The organism is Ralstonia pickettii, assembly GCF_000607165.1.
GTDB lineage: Bacteria > Pseudomonadota > Gammaproteobacteria > Burkholderiales > Burkholderiaceae > Ralstonia > Ralstonia holmesii.
Genome location: NZ_JFZG01000003.1, coordinates 74,899 through 92,138, shown reverse-complemented (window position 1 = coordinate 92,138; position 17,240 = coordinate 74,899). Strand labels below are relative to the sequence as shown.

The window sequence follows — 17,240 nt, the reverse complement described above, 5'->3', positions numbered from 1 at the left end:
CTGCTGATTGCATATCGGGTTCACAGGATTCGACGATCACAAGGCCACGGGGCAACCCCCGTGGCCTTTGTCTTTTTCCAACTCGCGTTTTTTCGGTTTTTCATCTTCCTGCCGCCTTTTTCTGGAGCTTTGCCATGGCGTTTGCTGACTACCCCGTCCAGTCCCTGATGTACATCACCAATCGGCCCGAGATCATCTTCACCGAAGGCAAGGGCTCGTGGCTGACGGACCACAACGGCAAGCGATATCTGGACTTCGTGCAAGGCTGGGCCGTCAACTGCCTCGGCCACTCCAATGACGGCATGATCGAAGCGCTGAACGCGCAGGCCAGGAAGCTGATCAACCCGAGCCCGGCGTTCTACAACGAGCCAATGGCCAAGCTGGCCGGCCTGTTGACCGCGCACAGCTGTTTCGACAAGGTGTTCTTCGCCAACAGCGGCGCCGAAGCCAACGAAGGCGCCATCAAGCTCGCTCGCAAGTGGGGCAAGAAGCATAAGAACGGCGCGTTCCAGATCATCACGTTCGACCACAGCTTCCACGGCCGCACGCTCGCCACCATGAGCGCGTCGGGCAAGGCCGGCTGGGACACCATCTTCGCGCCGCAGGTACCGGGCTTCCCGAAAGCCATCCTGAACGACATTGCCTCGGTGGAAGCGCTCATCACCGACGAGACTGTCGGCGTGATGCTTGAGCCGGTGCAAGGCGAAGGCGGCGTGCTGCCGGCCACGCCGGAATTCATGCAGCAGCTGCGCGCGCTGACCAAGAAGCACAAGATCCTGTTGATCGTTGATGAAGTGCAGGCCGGTTGCGGCCGCTGCGGCACGCTCTTCGCCTACCAGCTCTCGAACATCGAGCCGGACATCATGACGCTGGGCAAGGGTATCGGCGGCGGCGTGCCGCTCTCGGCCCTGCTGTGCACGGATGAAGTTGCCAGCTTCGAGGCCGGCGACCAGGGCGGCACCTACAACGGCAACCCGCTGATGACGGCCGTCGGCTGCTCGGTGATCGAGCAACTCCTGGCCCCGGGCTTCCTGGCCGGCGTGCAAGAACGCGGCGCCTATCTGCGCACGCAACTGCTCAAGCTGAGCGAAGAGTTCGGCCTGGCCGGCGAACGCGGTAACGGCCTGCTGCGCGCGCTGCTGCTCGGCAAGGACATTGGCGGCCAACTGGTGGAAGCCGCCCGCGAGATGAACCCGACGGGCCTGCTGCTGAACGCCCCGCGCCCGAACATCCTGCGCTTCATGCCTGCGCTGAACGTGACGACCGAAGAGATCGACACGATGATCGGCATGCTGCGCACGCTGCTGAAAGCGCACGCCTAAAGCACATCGCATGACCCCGGGGCGGCGCGCAATGCGTCGCCCTTCATCGCTCCATCGCAGTTCCCCCCTTGAGGTTTGCCATGGCCGTGACGCGAGAAGTTTCGGCCACGGGGATCGTGTTGTCTGATGATTCCGCGTGGCTCCCGCTGGACGACATCTACAACTTCCTCTCGCAGGAAACGTATTGGGCCCGCGGCCTGCCACGCGATGTGTTCGACAGATCGATCGCAAATTCGGTGTGCCTTGCCGCTTATCGACTGAACGGCGATGGCTCACATGGCGAGCTTGTTGGTTTTGCGCGTGTCATCACCGATCGTGCAACGTTCGCGTACTTGTGCGATGTGTTCGTGCTGCAGGCTTGGCGTGGGAAAGGTATCTCCCACGCGTTGATGGACTTCCTGCGCGAGCACCCTGACCTGCAGACGCTGCGCCGCACAGTGTTGGTGACAACGGGCGCCGACTGGCTTTATCGCAAGCACGGCTTTACCGATGTGCCGGAGGGCGTCGGGTTCATGCAGTTGCATCGGCCGAACATCTACACGGCGGCATCTGCCTGAAGCGTTGGTCACGCGCAAAGAAAAAGCCCCGCAATCGCGGGGCTTTCTCGTGGTGCTTGAGGGTGCTTACTCGCCCAGGTAGGCGGCACGCACCTTCGGGTCGTCCAGCATCTGCTTGGCATCGCCGCTCATGGTGATGAGACCGGAGTCCATCACGTAGCCGCGGTGCGCTGCCTGCAGCGCCAGGCGCGCGTTCTGCTCAACGAGCAGCACGGTCACGCCTTGCGCCGAGATGTCGCGCACGACCTCGAAGATCTTCTCCACCATGATCGGCGAGAGACCCATCGACGGCTCGTCCAGCAGCAGCAGCTTCGGTTGGCTCATCAGCGCACGCGCCATGGCCAGCATCTGCTGCTCGCCGCCCGACATCGTGCCGGCCAGCTGGTTTGCACGCTCCTTCAGGCGCGGGAAAATGCCGAACATGCGGTCGATATCGGCCTTGATGTTGGCCTCGTCGTTGCGCGTGAAGGCACCCATCTGCAGGTTCTCGACGATGGTCATGCGCGCGAACACGCCGCGGCCTTCCGGCACCATCGCCAGGCCCTGCTTGAGCAGGTTGTAGCTCGGCACGCCCTTGATGGACTTGCCCAGATACTGCACGTCACCGCCGGCCCAGCCCTGCAGGCCGGTGATGGCCTTCATGGTGGTCGTCTTGCCGGCGCCGTTGGCACCGATCAGCGTGACCAGCTCACCTTCGCGAATCTCCAGATCCACGCCCTTGACCGCCTGGATGCCGCCGTACGCGACCTTCAGGCTGTCGATCTTCAACATTACTGGTTTCATATTCCGTTCCTCTGCGTCAGTGCGCTGACGCGCCGAGGTAGGCCTCGATCACGGCGGGGTTGCTCTGCACTTCATGCGGCAGGCCTTGTGCGATTACCTTGCCGTAATCCAGCACGGTCAGGCGGTTGCACAGGCCCATCACCAGCTTTACATCGTGCTCGATGAGCAGGATGGTCTTGCCGTCGGAACGGATCTTGTCGAGCAGGCCACGGAGTTCCACCTTTTCGGTGGCGTTCATGCCGGCGGCCGGTTCGTCCAGGGCCAGCAGCTTGGGCTGCGTGGCCAGGGCACGTGCGATTTCCAGACGACGCTGGTGACCGTACGACAGGTTGCGCGCCGTGTAATTGGCGTACTTGCCGATGCCGACGTAGTCCAGCAGGTCGTGCGCCCAGTCTTCGATCGACTGCTCTTCCTCGCGTGCAGCCTTGGTGCGGAACACCGCGCCGATCAAGCCGGCCTTGGTGCGCACGTGACGGCCGACCATGACGTTTTCTGCCGCGGTCATGTCGCCGAACAAGCGGATGTTCTGGAACGTGCGCGCAATGCCAGCCTTGGCCACTTCGTGCACGGCGGTCGGCTGGTAGGGCGTGCCGGCCAGCACGAACTCGCCTGCGTCAGGCGTGTACAGGCCCGTGATGACGTTGAAGAACGTGGTCTTGCCGGCGCCGTTCGGGCCGATCAAACCGTAGATTTCGCCTTCGCGAATTTCCAGGTTCACGTCGGACAGCGCTTGCAGGCCGCCGAAACGCTTCTGGACTCCTCGGATCGAGAGGAGGACGTTGTTATTGCTCATGTGCGTGCCTCCATCAGATACGGGACAGTCCACCAGCCCGCTGCTTTTGCGGACGGTCTTCCTTGCGCGGCGAGGGCCACAGGCCCGCAGGGCGATACAGCATCACCCCAACCATCGCCAGGCCGAACAGCAACTGACGAAGCACTTCCGCTTCCACGATCACATGGCCGAACAGCTTGTTCTGCACCGGCTCGGCCAGGGCGCGCAGCAGTTCCTGGAAGCCCACCAGCAGAATGCCGCCCAGAATCACACCCGGGATATGGCCCATGCCGCCCAGCACCACGATCGCCAGGATGTAGATCGACTCCCACAGCACGAACGATTCCGGTGACACAAAGCCCTGGAACGACGCGAACATCGCACCAGACACACCACCGAACGACGCACCCATCGCAAAGGCCAGCAGCTTGATGTTGCGGGTGTTGATGCCCATCGCCTTGGCAGCGATTTCATCTTCACGCAGCGCCACCCATGCACGACCAATACGCGAGTTCTGCAGCCGCAGGCACACGATGATGATGATCGCGGCCAGGAACACGAACAGGTAGTAATACATGTAGACCGAGTCGAAGCGGATGCCGAAGAAATCATGGCGCTTCGAGAAGTCGAACCCGAAGATCTTGACCGGCTCGATCAGGTTGATGCCCTTCGGACCGTTGGTGATGTTCACCGGGCGGTCGAGGTTGTTCATGAAGATCCGGATGATTTCACCAAAGCCCAGCGTCACGATGGCAAGGTAGTCACCGCGCAGCTTCAGCACCGGCGTGCCCAGCAGAATGCCGAACAGCGCCGCCAACCCGGCACCCAGCGGAATCACCCACCAGACAACAAGGTGCAGGCCGTTGGGGAACAGGTTGTGAATCCACTCAAATTGGTTGGACAGGTGCGGCGAACCCAGCAACGCCATCATGTAGGCGCCCACCGCGTAGAACGCGATGTAGCCCAGATCAAGCAGGCCGGCAAAGCCCACTACGATGTTCAGGCCCAGGGCCAGCATGATGTACAGCAGCGCGAAGTCCAGCACGCGCACCCAATAGTTGCCACCTGCGGCACCTACGATGAACGGCGCGAAGATCGCAAGGATCAGGAAACCGTACAGCGCGGCGCGCGTCTTCATCGGCGCTTTGAAATTTTCTGTCATGGCGCTCCCCTTCTTATGCGCGGTCCGCAACGCGTTCGCCCATGATGCCGGACGGGCGGAACAGCAGCACGCCAATCAGCACGATGAATGCGAACACATCCTGGTAGTTCGAACCGAACACACCGCCAGTCAGATCACCGATATAACCGGCACCCAGTGCTTCGATCAGGCCCAGCAGCATGCCGCCAACCATGGCGCCTGCCAGGTTGCCGATGCCGCCCAGCACTGCGGCGGTAAACGCCTTCAGGCCGGGGATGAAGCCCATGTAGAAGTGAGCATTGCCGTAGTTGGTTGCCATCATCACGCCGGCGACCGCAGCCATGGCAGCGCCGATCATGAAGGTGGCGGAGATCACGAAGTTCGGGTTGACGCCCATCAGGCCTGCCACACGCTGGTTCTCGGCGGTAGCGCGCATGGCGCGGCCGAGCTTGGTGCGGTTGACCAGCAGGATCAGCCCGATCATCACCACGATTGACACCGCGATGATGACGATTTCCTTGCCCGTAATGGTTGCGCCCGTGGAGCCGATATCAATCGGGCTCGAAGGCAGCAGTTGCGGGAAGGTCAGAGGGTTGCGCGACCAGATCATCATCGCGAGTGTCTGCAGCACGATCGACACGCCGATGGCGGTGATCAGCGGCGCCAGACGCGGCGCATTGCGCAGCGGCCGGTAAGCGACACGTTCGATGGTGTAGGCCACGATGGCGCAGACGGGCATTGCAAACAGCAGTGCAAACACCAGCGTGAGCCAGTCAGGCAGATTGGGGAAGTACTTCTGGAGGAAGTTGATGGCAGTCAGGGCAGACATTGCCCCAACCATCAGAACATCGCCGTGGGCGAAGTTGATGATGCCGAGAATACCGTAGACCATGGTGTAGCCAAGTGCGATCAGCGCGTAAATGCTGCCGAGCACCAGACCGTTCACGATCTGCTGGATAAAGATATCCATGAGAACAGCTCCTGCTATGCCTTGCTTTGTTGTAGGCGACGGGATGACGTGCCCGCAAGGTATGCGATCAATCGGATGGGTAAGGTGAGGTTGCTGGTAAGCGGCCTGCCGACACGCCCATGGTGAGGGCCTTGTTTCATTGGCGAGGCTATGAAAAACGGCACCGCAGGGGTAGTCGCGGTGCCGTTTTTAGGGCGGATAACCCTTCGATTACATCTTCACAACGTCAAGAACAGTCTTCTTCTTGTCCTTGTAGTTGTACAGGGTGATGGAACCTTGCTTCAGGTCACCCTTGTCATCGAACGAGATGTTGCCGATCACGCCGTTGTAGTTGGTTGCCGGCATGGCAGCCAGGATCTTGGCCGGATCGGTCGAGTTGGAACGCTTCATCGCGTCGATGATCACGTTGACGGCGTCATACGTGAACGGAGCGTAGATCTGCACCGGCGTGTGGAAACGGTCTTGGTACTTCTTGTCGAAGTCCGCGCCCTTCTCCATCTTCGACAGCGCCAGGCCTGCTTCCGAGCAGACGATGTTGTCGATTGCGTCGCCAGCCAGTTCGGCCACCTTGTCGGTACACACGCCGTCGCCGCCAACGATCTTGGCCGTGATGCCCAGTTCCTTGGCTTGCTTGGCGAACGGGCCGCCGGTGGCGTCCATGCCGCCGTACATGATCACGTCCGGCTTCTTGCCCTTGATCTTGGTCAGAATGGCCTTGAAGTCGGTCGCCTTGTCGTTGGTCGCCTCACGCGCCACGACGTTCACGCCGTCCGCCTTCGCGGTCTTCTCGAACTCGTCGGCCAAGCCCTTACCGTAGGCGGTGGCATCATCAACAATTGCCACGGTCTTGGCGCCCAAGGTCTTGGCGGCGTAGTTCGCCAGTGCCGGGCCTTGCTGCGCGTCGGTCGCGACCACGCGGTAGGTCGTCTTGAAGCCTTGCTTGGTGTAGTCGGGGTTCGTCGACGACGGCGAGATCTGCACGATGCCTGCATCGCTGTAGATCTTCGAGGCCGGGATCGAAACGCCCGAGTTCAGGTGACCAACGACAGCAACAACGTGCTCGTCAACCAGCTTCTGCGCGACGGCGGTGCCGGTCTTCGGGTCGCCTGCATCGTCTTCACCGACCAGTTCCAGCTTGATCTTCTTGCCGTCGATGGTCAGGCCTTCCTTGTTGGCTTCTTCAACGGCCAGGCGTGCACCGTTTTCGTTGTCTTTGCCAAGGTGAGCAATACCGCCCGTGAGCGGAGCCGCGTGACCGATCTTGACGACGGTCTCGCCGCCGCCAGCAGCAGCCGGAGCCGACGTTGCTGCAGGTGCAGCAGCTTGGTCTGCGGGCTTTTCCTCGTTCTTACCGCAAGCTGCTACGAGTGCCACGGCAGCCGCAAGCGGCAGAACTTTGGCAAACTTAATTTGCATGAGTGATCTCCTAGATCTCGCAAGAGCAAGAAGAGCGTCCTGCCTCCCGGCCGCTCCCCCCGCGCCGATTGTTTCAATTTGAAACGCGCGAATTGTATCCCCTTTTATTGCGGATGCAATACGCGTCGCAACAACGATTTTTGCAGTAACTACGCCGCTTTACGGGCTTTCCCCAATGCCCAAACAGGCGTCATTTCGCGCAGGCATTCGCGAACGGCTGATAGGCTTATCAAGAAGTGTGCCAGACTAGGGGAAACCCCCTATTTATGCGGCTTGGCGGGCGTTTTCCACGGTAAATCAAGGCTTCGCCGGTATTGAAGAGGTTTTGCAACGCACAAAACAAAACGGCCACTCCGGGAAGAAGTGGCCGCTGATTCCTCAAAAGCGCTTTATGCACCGCATTAGGGCGCACAGTTTTTGTGCGCTTTTAAGTGGGTATTTACATAAAGGTATTCAATTGATTTGAAGACCCCTCGGAAGGGGGAAGGACATGTTTTCCTGGATGCCGTCGAGCGGACGCACAGTGCGCGCGCCCAGCACCTTGAGCCGGTCGACGATCGATTGCGCCAGCTCTTCGGGCGCCGAAGCCCCCGCCGTCAGGCCCACGCGGCGCTTGCCGGCCACCCATTCGGGCCGCACCTGTTCAGGTGTATCCACCATATAGGCAGGCACGCCCAGCTTTTCGGCCAGCTCACGCAGGCGGTTCGAGTTCGAGCTGTTCGGGCTACCGACCACGATCACCACTTCCACTTGCGGCGCCATGAACTTCACAGCGTCCTGGCGATTCTGTGTCGCGTAGCAGATGTCCTGCTTCTTCGGCTCGTGCACGGTCGGAAAGCGTGCCTTGATGGCCGCCACGATCTCCTGGGTCTCGTCCACCGACAATGTCGTCTGCGTCACGTAGGCCAGGCGCGTCGGGTCTTTCACCTCAATATGCGCAACGTCGTCGACGGACTCGACCAGCAGCATGCCGTCGTTGGCCTGGCCCATGGTGCCTTCCACCTCGGGATGGCCCTTGTGCCCAATCATGATGATCTCGAAACCCTGCGCACGCATCTTCGAGACTTCCACGTGCACCTTGGTCACCAGCGGGCAGGTCGCATCGAACACGCGCAGGCCGCGCGCCTCCGCCGCCTCGCGCACCGCACGCGATACGCCATGCGCGCTGAAGATGACCGTGCCGCCAACGGGCACATCGTCGAGTTCCTGCACGAACACCGCGCCCTTGTTGCGCAGATCGCCAACGACATAGGCGTTGTGCACGATCTCGTGGCGCACGTAAATGGGCGCCCCAAACAGCTCCAGCGCGCGCTCGACAATCTCGATGGCGCGATCAACGCCGGCGCAGAAACCGCGCGGCTGCGCCAGCAAAACCTCGGCGTCGGCCTGTGTGACAGGATCAATGCGGGGGGCAAGCGGGGCGTTCACAGCGTTACTCATATTAGAGAATGCCGATCAGTTGGACTTCAAACACGATCGTCTGGCCGGCCAGCGGGTGGTTGAAGTCGAACAGCGCGGAGGTTTCGCCGACTTCCTTGAGCACACCGGCATATTTACCGCCGCTCGGCGCATTGAACTCAACCAGGTCGCCCGGTTGGTAATCCTCTTCAAACGAAGAATTCTCGCGCAGCGTGGCCAGCGACACGCGCTGCAGCAGCTCCGGATTGCGCGGGCCGAACGCATGCTCGGGCGCCAGGCGGAACGTCGTGCGCTCGCCCTCGCGCATCCCGAGCAGCGCCTGTTCCAGCGTCGGCGCCATCTGGCCTTGGCCGAGCAGCAGCGTGGCCGGCTTGTCGTCGAAGGTCGTCACGATGTCCGTGTCGTTTTCCAGCGCGATGCGGTAGTGCAGCGTCAGAAAGGAATCCGGGCCAACCACCTTGCCTGCGTCGCTTGGCGCCGCCGCGGACGCCTCGTTCACCAAATTTTGCACGCTTAACCTGCTTGACCAAAAAGTAACCCGTTATTGTACGTCAGCCCTCCCCGCAGCCGCAGGCGCGAAGCCGCCGCACTCCCGCTGGCAGGGCCTTTCCTCCGTTGATCCCAAACTATGGCAATCGTCGACTGGCCCGCCCACGAGCGGCCGCGTGAAAAACTGCTCGCCCACGGCCCCGCCGCGCTCTCCGATGCGGAACTGCTGGCCATCTTCCTACGCGTGGGGATGCCAGGCAAAAGCGCCGTCGACCTAGCCCGCGAGCTGCTCACGCACTTTGGGTCGCTCGCGCGGCTGTGCCATGCGTCACAACAGGAGTTCTCGTCGATCAACGGCATGGGCCCTGCCAAATACGCGCAACTGCACGCGCTGCTCGAAGTTGGGCGGCGCGCACTAAAAGAAGACTTCACCCAGGGCCAGACCTTTAACTCTCCACAAAGCGTGAAGGATTTTTTGCGCCTGACACTGGGGCACCGCCCCCACGAGGTGTTCGCCTGCTTCTTTCTAGATGTACGACACCGGCTGATCGCCTGGGAAGAACTCTTCCGCGGCACGCTGACGGAAGCCCGCGTCTATCCGCGCGAGATCGCCAAGCGCGCACTACATCACAATGCAGCCGCCGTGATCCTGGCCCACAACCACCCCACCGGCAATACTGAACCCAGCGAAACCGACATCACGCTGACCCGAGAGCTGTGCCGCGCGCTGGCCATGCTCGACGTGATCGTCCTGGATCACATGATCGTTGGTCGCAGCCACGTCTACGGCTTCCTCGAACACGGCAAAATGTAGTGCCGATGCCGCATCGCACGGTGCCCAACAGCAATCCGTCGATCTCGTTGATTTGCCAGCGCTTTTGTGTGTATAATCCGCGTTTCGCTGAAGTCCCACCTCTACAGTGGCGCTGCGCTTGGTTTGGTCCCAGCGCCCGGTCGCAAACTGTAGCCAACGAATTTAGTTAGGAGTGCTCCATGGCACGCGTCTGTCAAGTGACCGGGAAAGCGCCGATGGTCGGCAATAACGTTTCCCACGCAAACAACAAGACCAAGCGCCGTTTTCTGCCGAACCTGCAGAATCGCCGCTTCTGGGTCGAATCCGAAAACCGCTGGGTCAGCCTGCGCGTCTCGAACGCTGGTCTGCGCCTGATCGATAAAAAAGGCATCGACGAAGTGCTCGTGGACCTGCGCGCACGCGGCGAAGTCTAATTAGGAGTTAAACATGGCCAGCAAAGGCGGACGCGACAAGATCAAGCTGGAATCGACCGCAGGTACGGGTCATTTCTACACGACCACCAAGAACAAGCGCACCAAGCCGGAAAAGATGGAGATCATGAAGTTCGATCCCGTCGCCCGCAAGCACGTCGCTTACAAGGAAACCAAGATCAAGTAATCCTCGCGGATTGCGCATCTTGTTTCCGTCGGCATGACCGACAGCAAAAACCCGCTCTCAGGCGGGTTTTTTGTTGCCTGCTGTTTGGCGCATGCTGGGGTGTACACTCCTCTTCTTTCCAATTGACACGCGGCTGTGTTATCCACCGGCCGCGTTCGCACCGCTTCCCGCGTCTTCCATGAATTTCGATGTTGCCGTTGTTGGCAGCGGCTTGGCGGGTCTGACCGTCGCCCTGCACTTAGCCGATCACCGCCGCGTGGTCGTCATCAGCAAACGCAGCCTGCCGGAAGGCGCCAGCGACTGGGCGCAGGGCGGCATTGCCGCAGTGCTCGATTCAGGCGACAGCCATGACGAACACGTCGACGACACGCTCATCGCCGGGGCAGGACTGTGCGATGAAGCCGCCACCCGCTACATCGTCGAAAACGGGCGCTCGGCCATTGAATGGCTGATCGGCCATGGCGTGCCTTTCACGCGCGACGAGCAGGCTGAACTCGGCTTCCACCTGACGCGCGAGGGCGGCCATCGCCATCGACGCATCATCCACGCCGCCGATGCCACCGGCCATGCCGTGGTCACGACGCTGGTTGAGAAGGTACGCAACCACCCGAACATCACGCTGCTGGAAGACCACTTTGCGATCGACCTGATTACCGATGCGAAGCTGGGGCAGCCGGGCATGCGCTGCCATGGCCTGTATGCGCTCGACATTGCATCGGGCCACGTCAAGACGATTACCGCGAGCCAAACCGTGATGGCCACGGGCGGCGCGGGCAAGGTCTATCTCTATACGACAAATCCGGACACGGCCAGCGGCGACGGCATCGCCATGGCTTGGCGCGCGGGCTGCCGGGTAGCGAACATGGAATTCATCCAGTTCCACCCCACATGTCTTTACCACCCGTTCGCGAAATCATTCCTGATTACCGAAGCCGTGCGCGGTGAAGGCGGCAAGCTGATCCTGCCCGACGGCACGCGCTTCATGCCGGCGCACGATGAGCGCGCTGAGCTCGCTCCGCGCGATATCGTCGCGCGCGCCATCGACTTCGAGATGAAGAAGCGTGGCCTGGACTGCGTCTATCTGGACATCAGCCACCAGAGCCCGGAGTTCCTCAAGGAACATTTCCCGACCATCATGGCACGCTGCCTGGAGCTGGGCATCGACATCACGCGCCAACCGATTCCGGTGGTGCCGGCGGCCCACTACACGTGCGGCGGCGTGGTGACGGATCACCTCGGGCGCACGGATATCGCGGGGCTGTACGCCGTGGGCGAGACGGCCTACACGGGCCTGCACGGCGCCAACCGGCTGGCGAGCAATTCGCTGCTGGAATGCATGGTGATCGGGCGTGGCGCGGCGGAGGACATCCTCGCGCAACCGCCCTCGAACCCAACGTCGGTGCAGATTCCCGCGTGGGATGAGAGCCGCGTGACCGACGCCGATGAGGAAGTCGTCGTCTCGCACAACTGGGACGAACTGCGCCGCATGATGTGGAACTACGTCGGCATCGTGCGCACGAACAAGCGGCTGGAACGCGCGCAGCACCGCATCGCCCTGTTGCGCGAAGAAATTACGGAGTACTACGCCAACTTCCGCGTGAGCCACGATCTGCTGGAGCTGCGCAACCTCGTCGAGGCTGCCTCGCTGATCGTCGACAGTGCGCTGTCACGGCATGAGAGCCGCGGCCTGCATTTCTCGCGCGACTACCCCGAGACGCTGCCCAAGGCGCTGCCGACAGTCATGCAGCCGACCCATCGGCAGATCGCCCGGAAACGCTAAGGCTTACTCGACGATCCGCAAAGAGAAGTCGGTCGCGCGTACGTCCTTCGTCAGCGCGCCGACGGAGATACGGTCCACACCCGTTTCGGCAAACGCGCGGATCGTCTCGATGCTCACGCCGCCGGACACCTCCAGTAGCGCCCTGCCCGCCGTCACGCGCACAGCCTCACGCATCGCAGGCGGCTCGAAGTTGTCCAGCAGCACGGACGTAGCGCCCGCCGCCAGCGCCTCTTCAAGCTGAGTCAGCGTTTCCACCTCGACCTGGATCGTCACCCCGGTGTTCAGTGCCTGCGCCGCACGCAGGGCTGCCGTCACGCCACCCGCCGCAGCGATGTGGTTTTCCTTGATCAGGATGCCGTCATACAACGCCAGGCGTTGGTTCTCGCCACCACCGATACGCACGGCGTACTTCTGCGCCAGGCGCAGGCCCGGCAGCGTCTTGCGCGTATCAAGCACGCGGGCGCGCGTGCCGTCGATGGCCGCAGCGTAACGCGACGTTGTTGTCGCCACACCGGAAAGCAATTGCAGGAAGTTCAGCGACGGGCGTTCGGCTGTCAGCAGCGATCGCGCCGGGCCTTCGATCTCGCACACCACCGAATCGGGCGCCATGCGGTCGCCTTCGTGCTGGCGCCATGTAACGCGCAGCGTCGGATCAACGGCGCGCATGCATGCATCGAACCAAGGCGTGCCACACAGCACGGCGGTCTCGCGCACAATCACCCGCGCGCGCGCATGGCGATCGGCTGGGATCAGCAAACCGGTGCGGTCACCCGTGCCGACGTCCTCGGCAATCGCAGCAGCCACGTTGGCGGACAATGCCTCGTGCAGTGCCGGGCCAAAGCTATCGAAAATTGCCTGAGCCGCCGTAGCAAAGCTCGTCGCGTTCATCTGGGTTGCCGTCATGCCGGACCGATTCCTTGAAAGAGTTGCGCGTTGGCTGCCAGTTCACCCTGCGGGCGAACCACGGCTTTTTCCCGCGCGGCAAAATCCAGCATGCGATCGATGCAGACCACGGCCTGCTTACCGACGGCGGGATCAACATGGATCTCGTTGCGACCGGTTTCCAGCACCTCGGCCAGATTGGTCAGCGCATTCATCGCCATCCATGGGCAATGCGCGCAGCTCTTGCAGGTGGCGGCGTTGCCGGCGGTCGGCGCCTCGATAAAGCGCTTGCCCGGAGCCGCCATGCGCATCTTGTGCAGGATGCCGTTGTCGGTCGCGACGATGAATTCCTGCGCTGACAACGACTGCGCTGCCGCAATCAGCTGCGAAGTCGAACCCACCACATCGGCCTGCGCCACCACAGATTCAGGCGATTCCGGGTGGACGAGAATCTTCGCGTTCGGGTGCTCGGCGCGCAGCAGGTCGAGCTCCACGCCCTTGAACTCGTCGTGCACCAGACAGGAGCCCTGCCACATCAGCATGTCGGCGCCGGTCTGCTTCTGAATGTAGCTGCCGAGATGACGATCGGGAGCCCACAGGATTTTCTTTCCCTGCGCATGCAGATGCTGCACGATCTTCAGGCCGATCGATGAGGTCACCATCCAGTCGGCACGTGCCTTCACAGCGGCGCTGGTATTGGCATAGACGACCACGGTGCGATCCGGATGCGCGTCGCAGAAGGCGGCGAACTCATCCGGCGGGCAACCCAGATCCAGAGAGCAGGTCGCGTCAAGGTCCGGCATCAGCACAGTCTTTTCGGGGCTCAGAATCTTGGCGGTCTCGCCCATGAAGCGCACGCCTGCCACGATCAATGTCTTGGCCGAATGGTCGCGGCCGAAGCGCGCCATTTCGAGCGAGTCGGACACGCAGCCACCGGTCTCCTCGGCCAGGTCCTGCAGGTCAGCGTCAACGTAGTAGTGCGCGACCAGCACGGCCTCGCGTTCCTTGAGCAGGCGCTTGATGCGAGCCTTCAGTTCGTCGCGTTCCTCGCGCGACAGCACCGGCGGCACCTTGGCCCAAGCGTGGGCCACGCAACTGGCGCCGGATTGCGCTTCGGAAAGCATATCCGGGCGCTCGAATTCAACCGTCTTGATGTGGGTTTCCATGGTGGTCTCCGCGTCCATTCGCGCTGTTAAGGCGCCGAGAAGCTGGCGCGGCAATGAAACGGACGGCGTGTGAGGAGGACTGGCACCGCGATACATTGTCGCGGCCCGTTAAAAATGTGAGTTGGGGCAGTTTACCCAAAAGAAAAGCCCCGCTGCGGAGCGGGGCTTCACCTATGAGACAAGAAAGTCAGGCGTAACGGCGCAGGCGAACAGCAAATTCCTGCAGCGCGTGGATGCCGCTTTCCTCGGCGCGCTTGCACCACTCTTGCAGTTGATGCAGTAGTTGCTCGCGCGTGGCGTTCGAACGGCCCCACAGCGCGCCAAGCTCGCGACGCATTTCAACGAAGGTGTGCAACGCCGAATGGTCCGACACGATTTGCGAGAGCTGCTCACGCTGCGGCGCGCCCAGCTTGGTTTCGTCGCGGTGGAACCACTTGCGGGCCGGCTTCAGCGCACGGTACTCAACAGCGCGCGAGTCCTTCAACTTGGCCAGCTCTTGGCGGTAAGCGGTCTTAACAGTCTTGGCGTAGCGAGCCATCACGTCATAGCGGTTCGCGATGATGGCTTCCAGCGTGTTCTGGTCGACCGGCTTCACGTCGCCAAAACGTGCCTTTGGCGCCACTTTCTTGACCTTCGCCAAACCGACGATTTCGAGCGCGCGGATGTAGCCCCAGCCGATGTCGAACTCGTACCACTTGACCGAAAACTTAGCCGACGTAGCGTACGTGTGGTGATTGTTGTGCAGCTCTTCGCCGCCGATGATGATGCCCCACGGCGACACGTTGGTCGAAGCGTCTTCGCAGTCGAAGTTGCGGTAGCCCCAGAAGTGGCCCAGACCGTTAATGATGCCGGCAGCGTGGATCGGGATCCACAGCATCTGCACCGCCCACACCGTCAGGCCCAGCGCGCCGAACATCAGCACGTCCAGGATCAGCATCAAACCGACGCCCTGCCACGTGAACTTCGAGTACACGTTCTTCTCAACCCAATCGTCCGGCGTACCGTGGCCGAACTTCTGGATCGTTTCCTTGTTCTTGGCCTCGGCGCGATACAGCTCAGCACCTTCCATCAGCACTTTGCGGATGCCACGGGTCTGCGGGCTGTGCGGATCGTCTTCGGTTTCGCACTTGGCGTGGTGCTTGCGGTGAATGGCGGTCCATTCCTTGGTGACCATGCCGGTGGTCAGCCACAGCCAGAAACGGAAGAAGTGTCCGGCAATGGGATGCACGTCCAGCGCCCGGTGCGCCTGGCAACGGTGCAGAAAAATCGTGACGCAGGCGATCGTGATGTGCGTCACCACCAGCGTGAAAATCAGGATCTGCCACCAGGCCCAATCGAGGGTGCCGTTGGCAAGGAAAGTCAGAAAGGAGTCGATCAAAGTGTTCTCCGTGGTCAACTCGGGGTGATCAAAGCAGCTTTTTATCCATCAACTGATCCGGACGTTGCTGCCTCTTAAGGCCATCCGCTGTCGTAGCGTTACGACAACGGGGTCGTGTTGGCGGGGATTCGGGTGTTGGCACCCGGCTTGCGCGTCACATCGGCGAGCTTGCGGCTGCTACCCATATGACCTCCGCCCCAGCGCAATACAAGGTGTTCGCGGCGCATTGTCGCAAGTGCTAAGCTTTTGCGACCGGCCGTCTGATCCTTCGTGGGAGCATTTAACATTTTAACCGAATACCCCCTCCATTCCATGGGGGAAACCCGCTGATTTGACCTCAGACAAGTGGGCACCGTTCCGCCTACAGATGTGTTAGGTCGGCACGGATGCGCTGGATGAGGCTGCTGCATCACCCGAAGTGCTTGAAGCGCCCTGCTGCGGCCCCAGCGGCCCGAGCACACGCACTTCCCGTTGCGGATACGGAATGTCGATGCCCGCCTCTTTGAAACGGCGATAGATAGCGCGATTCAGATCGGACTGGACGCCCAGCTTGCCGTTGTGCGGATCCGCGATCCACACGCCAAGTTCGTACTCGATGCCGCTGTCTGCAAACAGGGCCATGAAGGCGGCGGGCGCCGGCTCGGGCAGAATGCGTGAGATGCCCTCGGGGCATTGCAGCAGCAGCGACAGCACCGCTTCAGGATCGGCGGCATACGACGCCTGCACGCGCACTGCCACGCGCACGGTGCCGCGCTCATTGTGGTTCTGCACGGCTTGCGCGACCATCAGTTCGTTCGGAACCAGCGTATCGCCATCGCCGTTGCGCACCACGGTGTAGCGCGTGCGGATCTGCGTGACGATGCCGGTGTATGTGCTGACCGTAATCTGATCGCCGAGCTTGAGCGAGCGCTCGAGCAGGATGATGAAGCCCGAGACGTAATTGCTGGCGATCTTCTGCAAACCGAAGCCCAGGCCCACACCCAGCGCGCCGCCAAACACCGACAGCACCGTCAGGTCGATGCCCACGAGCGACAGGCTCAGCAGCAACGACACCAGCAACAGCACCGCCTTGGTCACACGCGACAGCACCACCTTCAGGTTGGCGTCGATGGCAGAAGCGCGCGTAATGCGGCTGTCCAGCCACGAGCCGAACCACATCGCCACCAGCACGGTGACAAGAATCCACACCACGCCCATCAGCATGGCGGCGAGGCTCACCTTCTGCTTGCCGCCCAGCGCAAAGCGAATGCCGTCGAGGTAATCCACCACATCGCCCAGCACGCCCAGCACGTAGAGCACCATGCCGATCCACATCAGCGTGGTCAGCACGCGCTCGGCGACGACGAGCATGCCGTGCAACTCACCATTGGCCGACAGCACGCGGCGCAGCACGTAGAAGCCGAGATAGAGAATCGTCAGGCCGAACAGCGGCACGGCAGCCAGGCGGAACACGCTGATCGGCATGGTTCCGATCAGCGCATAGCGCGCGCCCACCACCAGCAGCCAGCCGATCAGCGGGAACATCGCCCGCTCCAGGCTCGACCAGGCAAAACGCAGGGCGAACGTGTCGTTCACATGGGCCGTATGCAAGCGCCGCGCAATCGGCCGCGCAATCAGCCACGCGGCAACGAGCACCAGCACCAGCACGCCCAGTTGCCAGATAAAGCGCGGACCACCCAGATCGGAGACGATGTCGTCGATCATGTGGCCCAGCGCGAAGTGGTTCAGGTTCAGCGGCAATCCGTTCATTGGCG

The 17,240-nt window shown here is 61.7% G+C and carries 17 protein-coding genes; 6 read left to right on the top strand and 11 right to left on the bottom strand.

The window, feature by feature from the left end; genetic code table 11:
• Positions 1-134 precede the first annotated feature (134 nt).
• Both BG83_RS0101130 and BG83_RS0101125 read left to right on the top strand, forming a co-directional pair.
• The gene (locus BG83_RS0101130) at positions 135-1,322 is read left to right on the top strand and encodes an acetylornithine transaminase (protein WP_024974989.1); all 1,188 of its coding nucleotides are present in this window, start codon (positions 135-137) and stop codon (positions 1,320-1,322) included.
• An 80-nt stretch (positions 1,323-1,402) separates the two neighbouring features.
• Complete coding sequence (locus BG83_RS0101125) at positions 1,403-1,879, top strand: GNAT family N-acetyltransferase (protein ID WP_024974988.1); 477 nt, start codon at positions 1,403-1,405, stop codon at positions 1,877-1,879.
• Positions 1,880-1,945: 66 nt separating this feature from the next.
• On the opposite strand, the gene BG83_RS0101120 is transcribed toward BG83_RS0101125, so the two are convergent.
• The 7 genes from BG83_RS0101120 to BG83_RS0101090 form a co-directional block, all read right to left on the bottom strand.
• On the bottom strand, positions 1,946-2,662 hold the full coding sequence (locus BG83_RS0101120) for an ABC transporter ATP-binding protein (protein ID WP_009241298.1): 717 nt from the start codon (positions 2,660-2,662) through the stop codon (positions 1,946-1,948).
• 16 nt (positions 2,663-2,678) lie between these two features.
• Complete coding sequence (locus tag BG83_RS0101115; protein WP_024974987.1) at positions 2,679-3,455, bottom strand: ABC transporter ATP-binding protein; 777 nt, start codon at positions 3,453-3,455, stop codon at positions 2,679-2,681.
• A 13-nt stretch (positions 3,456-3,468) separates the two neighbouring features.
• Positions 3,469-4,596: an ABC transporter permease subunit gene (locus BG83_RS0101110; protein ID WP_024974986.1), complete on the bottom strand. Its 1,128-nt coding sequence runs from the start codon at positions 4,594-4,596 to the stop codon at positions 3,469-3,471.
• Positions 4,597-4,609: 13 nt separating this feature from the next.
• Positions 4,610-5,545 carry a branched-chain amino acid ABC transporter permease gene (locus BG83_RS0101105; protein WP_024974985.1) on the bottom strand — a complete coding sequence of 312 codons (936 nt, stop codon included), beginning with the start codon at positions 5,543-5,545 and terminating at the stop codon, positions 4,610-4,612.
• Between the two features lie 210 nt (positions 5,546-5,755).
• Positions 5,756-6,961, bottom strand: a complete 1,206-nt coding sequence (locus tag BG83_RS0101100) for a branched-chain amino acid ABC transporter substrate-binding protein (protein WP_024974984.1) — start codon at positions 6,959-6,961, stop codon at positions 5,756-5,758.
• 453 nt (positions 6,962-7,414) lie between these two features.
• Positions 7,415-8,401: a 4-hydroxy-3-methylbut-2-enyl diphosphate reductase gene (gene ispH, locus BG83_RS0101095; protein WP_024974983.1), complete on the bottom strand. Its 987-nt coding sequence runs from the start codon at positions 8,399-8,401 to the stop codon at positions 7,415-7,417.
• A 1-nt stretch (position 8,402) separates the two neighbouring features.
• Positions 8,403-8,891, bottom strand: a complete 489-nt coding sequence (locus BG83_RS0101090) for an FKBP-type peptidyl-prolyl cis-trans isomerase (protein WP_024974982.1) — start codon at positions 8,889-8,891, stop codon at positions 8,403-8,405.
• A 117-nt stretch (positions 8,892-9,008) separates the two neighbouring features.
• Between BG83_RS0101090 and radC the strand changes: the two genes are divergently transcribed.
• From radC to nadB, 4 genes are all read left to right on the top strand, one after another.
• A complete protein-coding gene (gene radC / locus BG83_RS0101085; protein ID WP_024974981.1) occupies positions 9,009-9,683 on the top strand; it encodes a RadC family protein in 675 nt (224 codons plus the stop codon).
• A 179-nt stretch (positions 9,684-9,862) separates the two neighbouring features.
• Positions 9,863-10,096, top strand: coding sequence for a 50S ribosomal protein L28 (gene rpmB, locus BG83_RS0101080; RefSeq protein ID WP_004631999.1), 234 nt, complete (start codon positions 9,863-9,865; stop codon positions 10,094-10,096).
• A gap of 13 nt (positions 10,097-10,109) precedes the next feature.
• Positions 10,110-10,280, top strand: coding sequence for a 50S ribosomal protein L33 (rpmG, locus tag BG83_RS0101075; RefSeq protein ID WP_003262397.1), 171 nt, complete (start codon positions 10,110-10,112; stop codon positions 10,278-10,280).
• A 178-nt stretch (positions 10,281-10,458) separates the two neighbouring features.
• Positions 10,459-12,060 (top strand): L-aspartate oxidase, encoded by a 1,602-nt coding sequence (gene nadB, locus BG83_RS0101070; protein ID WP_024974980.1) that lies wholly within the window; start codon positions 10,459-10,461, stop codon positions 12,058-12,060.
• A 3-nt stretch (positions 12,061-12,063) separates the two neighbouring features.
• Here nadB and nadC read toward each other — a convergent pair whose 3' ends face one another.
• The 4 genes from nadC to BG83_RS0101045 all read right to left on the bottom strand — a co-directional run bounded on the left by nadC (position 12,064) and on the right by BG83_RS0101045 (position 17,235).
• Positions 12,064-12,963, bottom strand: a complete 900-nt coding sequence (gene nadC / locus BG83_RS0101065) for a carboxylating nicotinate-nucleotide diphosphorylase (protein WP_024974979.1) — start codon at positions 12,961-12,963, stop codon at positions 12,064-12,066.
• The gene (gene nadA, locus BG83_RS0101060) at positions 12,960-14,108 is read right to left on the bottom strand and encodes a quinolinate synthase NadA (protein ID WP_024974978.1); all 1,149 of its coding nucleotides are present in this window, start codon (positions 14,106-14,108) and stop codon (positions 12,960-12,962) included. Before nadA ends, nadC begins: the two co-directional genes overlap by 4 nt.
• A gap of 187 nt (positions 14,109-14,295) precedes the next feature.
• Positions 14,296-15,486, bottom strand: a complete 1,191-nt coding sequence (locus tag BG83_RS0101055; protein WP_024974977.1) for an acyl-CoA desaturase — start codon at positions 15,484-15,486, stop codon at positions 14,296-14,298.
• 372 nt (positions 15,487-15,858) lie between these two features.
• Positions 15,859-17,235, bottom strand: a complete 1,377-nt coding sequence (locus tag BG83_RS0101045; RefSeq protein ID WP_024974976.1) for a mechanosensitive ion channel family protein — start codon at positions 17,233-17,235, stop codon at positions 15,859-15,861.
• Positions 17,236-17,240: the final 5 nt, after the last annotated feature.